Annotated in this window: 5 protein-coding genes; all 5 read left to right on the top strand. The window is 67.1% G+C overall.

The window, feature by feature from the left end; genetic code table 11:
• Positions 1-488, top strand: a 488-nt coding sequence (locus tag AB1609_15565) for an ROK family protein (protein MEW6047870.1), incomplete at its 5' end; no start/stop codon positions are given.
• A gap of 27 nt (positions 489-515) precedes the next feature.
• Positions 516-1,565, top strand: a complete 1,050-nt coding sequence (locus AB1609_15560) for a hypothetical protein (GenBank protein MEW6047869.1) — start codon at positions 516-518, stop codon at positions 1,563-1,565.
• Positions 1,562-2,473, top strand: coding sequence for a haloacid dehalogenase-like hydrolase (locus AB1609_15555; protein ID MEW6047868.1), 912 nt, complete (start codon positions 1,562-1,564; stop codon positions 2,471-2,473). The genes AB1609_15560 and AB1609_15555 overlap by 4 nt, the downstream gene beginning before the upstream one ends.
• Positions 2,474-2,555: 82 nt before the next feature.
• Positions 2,556-3,842, top strand: coding sequence for a sugar ABC transporter substrate-binding protein (locus AB1609_15550; GenBank protein MEW6047867.1), 1,287 nt, complete (start codon positions 2,556-2,558; stop codon positions 3,840-3,842).
• 159 nt (positions 3,843-4,001) lie between these two features.
• Positions 4,002-4,871 carry a sugar ABC transporter permease gene (locus AB1609_15545; protein MEW6047866.1) on the top strand — a complete coding sequence of 290 codons (870 nt, stop codon included), beginning with the start codon at positions 4,002-4,004 and terminating at the stop codon, positions 4,869-4,871.
• Positions 4,872-4,883: the final 12 nt, after the last annotated feature.

The raw sequence follows: 4,883 nt of genomic DNA, 5'->3' as shown, positions 1-4,883 counted from the left end.
ACGGTCATGCCGGGGAGCTGGGCCACGTCGGAAACTGGAGCACGCGGACCTGCTGGTGCGGCCGTACCGGGTGCCTCGAGACGGTTGCTGCCGGGTCAGCCATCCTGCGGGAAGCTGCCTGTGCCATGGGGACGGAGGCCCAAAAGCTCACCCTGCGCGAGGTTTTCGAATCCTTTGCCTGGGAGCCGCGCGTACAGCCCATCCTTCAGGCTGCCGGTAAGGCCCTCGGGGCGGCCGTGTCCGACCTGGCCAAAGTGCTCGACCCCGCTTTGATCGCACTGGCGGGCCCTGTGCTCACCATCCGGCCCCTGGTGGAAGCTCTCAAGCAACAGTTGAGCGCCGGCTTTCTCCAGGGGGATACGCCCCCGGCCGTGGTTATCGTCGATCTCCCCGACCTGCCAGCCCTCGGCGCGGCGGCGGTCGCCCTCAAAGACGTGCTGTTCACCGGGGCGTATCGGGACTCCACGCCCCGGAGCTTTGCGACGTGACATCCAGAGGGGAAGCGGTGAGAGGGTTTGGATGACGCGTACAACGTGGCAAGCATCGTGGAAGGCGGAAGGAGAATCATCACCGGTCCGCTGTTCGACCCGGAGGACGGGGTCTGCCTGGTCGCGCCTCCCGGCAATGGTCAGGGATACTGGGCCGGAGCCCCCGGGATCTTTTGGGATCAGGACGCCGGCGAGTTCTTTCTCGCCTACCGGCTGCGAGAGCCCCGCGGCCCCGAGGACAGGGGCCGGGGTTACGAAGTCCGTGTGGCCGAAAGCCGCGACGGCGTCACGTTCAAGGACGTGTTCGTCATCTCCAAGCAAGAGCTCAACTCGCCCTCCCTCGAGCGCGCCGCCCTCTTCAAGGACGCGGCGGGCGAGTATCGCCTGCTGTTCAGCTATGTGGACCCGTCGGACAGGCGCTGGCGCATCGACGCCATTGGAGCGCGCCACCCGTCCGAGTTCAGGCTGGATCGCCGGGAGCCCGCCTTCACCGCTCCCGACGCCGGGGCGGAAGGCGTCAAAGACCCGTGGATCATGAACGTCAACGGGACCTATTACCTGTACATGAGCTACGCTCCCCGCCCCGACCGGGCCATCGACGAGCCCACTATGCACGCCACCGCCGATGCGTTCAGCACCGGCTATACGCGCTCCCTGACCGGCCTGGCCACGAGCCGTGATGGGCGGCGGTTTGAATGGGCCGGCATCTCTCTGGGGGTGGGCACCACCTGGGACAGCTACGAGTCGCGGATCTCGTCGGTGGTGTACGTACCGCCGTTCTTCCTGGCGTTTTACGATGGCATCGCCTCTCTCGAGCGCAACTACGAGGAGCAATCGGGCCTGGGCGCCAGCCTCACGTTGAGGCGGTTCACCCGAATCACGGAAGAGGGCCCCGTTCTGAAATCGCCCCATGGCTCCGGGTCACTCCGGTACGTCGACGTCGCGGTGCGTGACCGGGAGTGGCTGTTCTACTACGAATACTGCCGGCCTGACGGCTCCCACGAGCTCCGGATGAGCCGGGTCGATCCCCGCTCGCTGCGGCTGGCGGAACTGTTTACCGGAGGTGCGGGCCAGTGAAGCGCATCTTGGAGATGACCCCGAGCGAACTTCGCAACACCCGGGGGCGCCAGCTGCTGGAGTCCATCCAAGCAGCTGAGGGCCGAACGATTGTGGCCGAGGTGGTGGCCCCGTCTCCGGGGTTCGTTCGCCCCCTGACCAACGCCGAGGTGGCGGCGGCGTTCGGGGCGGACCTGATCTTGCTGAACGGCTACGACTCCCTGCAGCCGGCCATCGGGGGCCTTCCGGCGGACGGGCCGGACCAATCCAATCCGGATGATGCCGTGCGGGTGCTCAAACAGTTGGTGGGCCGGCCCATCGGCATCAACCTCGAGCCCTGCCCCCCAGGCGCCTCCATCAGCACGGGCCGGCAGGCGAGCCGGCAGACGGTTGAGGCCGCCCTTCGGCAGGGTGTGGACTTCGTGGTGCTGACGGGAAACCCGGGCACGGGTGTCAGCAATCCCCTTATCCTCGACGCTATCCGGCAGTGCCGCGAGGTGGCCGGCGACCGGCTCATCGTGGTGGCCGGTAAGATGCACGCAGCCGGGGTGCTCAGCGAGTCCGGCCGAAGGATGCTGACGGAAGAGGATGTGGAGGCGTTCGTCGGGGCCGGCGCCGACGTGGTGCTGCTGCCCGCGCCGGGGACGGTGCCCGGGTTCACCGTGGAGCGGGTGGCGGCGCTCGTGGACGCCGTGCACCGGAGAGGGGCGCTTGTCCTGGCCGCCATCGGCACCTGCCAGGAGAGCTCCGATCCGGAGACGGTGCGGGAGTTCGGGCTCGCTGGCAAGATGGCCGGTGCCGATGTTCTCCACATCGGTGACTGCGGGTACGGGGGCATGGCGCCGCCGGAAAACATCATGGCCCTGTCCATTGCGGTGAAGGGCCGGCTCCACACCTTACGGAGGATGGCCATGTCCGAGCTCAGGTAGGACGCCATGGCGTAGGACGCAGGGAAGCAGGGCAGGTCGCAGGGGCAAGAACGAGAGCGGGGAGAGGGAGGGGACTCGGTTCATGGCTGTTAAGTTGAAGAAGCTCGTGTCTGCACTGGCCACCGTGGGTCTGTCGGGCGCGCTGCTGACGGGCATGTGGGCGGCCGCCCCCGCGGATGCGGCCGGCAAGACCCGCGTGACCGTGTGGCTCATGGCCGGCGGCCCGGACTTCGAGAAGGTCATGAACAACGCTATCGAAGAGTTCGAGAAGTCAAACCCGAACATCGACGTGGAGCATCAGTTCATCCCGTGGCCGGGCGTGGACGAGAAGGTGGCCTCGGCGCTCGCCTCGGGCACCAACCCCGACGTCATGGAGATGGGCAACACGCGGCTGCCGCCGTACGTGGCCATGGGCGCGCTGGCGAGCCTTGAGCCGTTCCTGAAGGGCTCCCCTCTTGCAAGGGAGATTACGCAGGCCCAGTGGGAGGTCTCCGGCGGCCTTCACGACGGCCAGCGGTATGCCGTGCCGTTCATCCAGGCCACGCGGCCGCTGTTCTACAACCGGGCCATCTTCCGGGAAGCGGGCCTTGACCCCGACGTCTCCCCCTCGACCTGGGAGCAGTGGCTGGAGGCGGCGAGCAAGACCCATAACCCGCGCCGCGGCATCTCGGGCCTGAGCATCGGCGGCAACGACAACATCCCCCTGCCGTTCCTGTGGTTCGGGCCGCTTCTGTGGCAGGCGGGCGGGCAGATCCTGACGCCGGACAACCGGAAGGCGGCGTTCAACTCGAAGGAGGGCGTCGAGGCGCTGTCGTTCCTGGTCGAGTTGGTGGAGTACGCACAGCCGGGGTTCCTCGGGATGCGCAACGCGGACGCCGATCAGCTGTTTTACCAGGGGCGGGCCGCCACGACCACCATGCCGTCCAACTCGCTCATCCGGATCCCCGCCCAGTATCCCAAGCTCGACTTCGGGATCGGGCTCACCCAGCGCAAGCAGAAAGCGACGTCGGCGGGGATGGACTCGCTCGTCATGTTTTCGACGGCCAAGGACAAGCAGGCGGCGTGGAAGGTCATCGAGTGGCTGACGGGAGCGCGGGCGCAAGCAGCCATAGCGAAGGTCAGCGGCTTTACGCCGGTGCTCGAGTCGCTCGTGACGTCGCCGGAGTTCGCCGAGGACAAGCGGTGGAGCGTGGTGTTCGAGACCATGCAGTACATGCGCGCCCTGCCGATGCTGCCGGTGTGGGCGCGCATCCAGCCGCGGATGGGTGAGGAGATCCACTACGCCCTGGCCGGCAAAAAGACGCCGCAGGAGGCGCTCGACGCGGCGGCCGAGTTCGCCAACGCGCAGCTCGAGACGGCCGGGAAGTAGGGCGGAGACAGAGCACGGGCCGTCCGGCCACACACCGACCCGGGCGGCCCGTGCTCGAACCCCTCACGTACTTGCACCTGAGGGCGAGGTTCAAGCGGCATCGCCCAAGGGCGGCGTTGGAGCGTATCGCTTGAGGGCGACAGAAAGGGAGCGCGGTGAGTGGCAGCGGTAGGGAGCCGCCGGCGGCAGGCGCTGGTCGGGTGGGCGTTCATCCTGCCTGTGTTGGCCGTCTTTGCCACGTTTGTGGCCTACCCGGCCGTCTCGTCCCTCTACATGAGCTTCTTCAAGTGGAGCCTCGTGAACGGCGCCGAGCGCTTCGTTAGTCTCAGCAACTACGCCCGAGCGCTCTCCGACGACGTCTTCCTCACGTCGCTGCACAACGTGGCCCTCTTCACCCTGTCCGTTCCCGGGCGGGTGGCGCTGGGCCTCGCTCTGGCGCTGCTGCTCCACCGCCACTTTGCCGGGCGTAACCTGGCCCGGGCCGTCTACTTCCTGCCGTACGTGACGTCGTGGGTCGTGGCCGCCACGGTGTGGAAATGGATTTATCAGCCCGACGGACTCATCAACGTGGTGCTGGGCTTCTTCGGGATCGGGCCGGTGCTGTGGCTGGCCGAGCCGGGGCTCGCCATGCCGTCTATCATCCTGGCGAGCATCTGGAAGACGGCGGGCTTCGACATGGTGGTGTACCTGGCGGCGCTGGCGTCGGTTCCGAGAGAGTACGAGGAGGCCGCTAGCATCGACGGCGCCTCGAGGTGGCAGATCTTCTGGCGCATCACCCTGCCCCAGTTGACGCCCACGACGCTGTTCCTCATGGTGGTGGGGTTCATCGCCGCCCTGCAGCTGTTTGCACAGCCCTACATCATGACGGCCGGCGGCCCGGGGCGGGCGACCGTGGCACCGGTCATGTACATCTACGAGCACGCCTTCAAATACTACGACTTCGGCTACGCGGCGGCCATGGGTTATGTGCTGTTCCTCATCATCCTGGCACTGACCCTTTTGCAGTTCCGCCTGTTTGGCCGGGAGTAGCGGAAAGCGGGA

This window comes from Bacillota bacterium (genome assembly GCA_040754675.1).
Classification (GTDB): Bacteria; Bacillota; Limnochordia; order Limnochordales; family Geochordaceae; genus Geochorda.
Note: the sequence above shows the minus strand (reverse complement) of the source record. Positions and strands in the feature narration are given on the sequence as shown.

What these genes read in the sequence shown, in the direction of transcription:
- AB1609_15550 (MEW6047867.1), top strand. Translation starts at nt 2,556, where the DNA reads ATGGCTGTTAAGTTGAAGAAGCTCGTGTCTGCACTGGCCACCGTGGGT.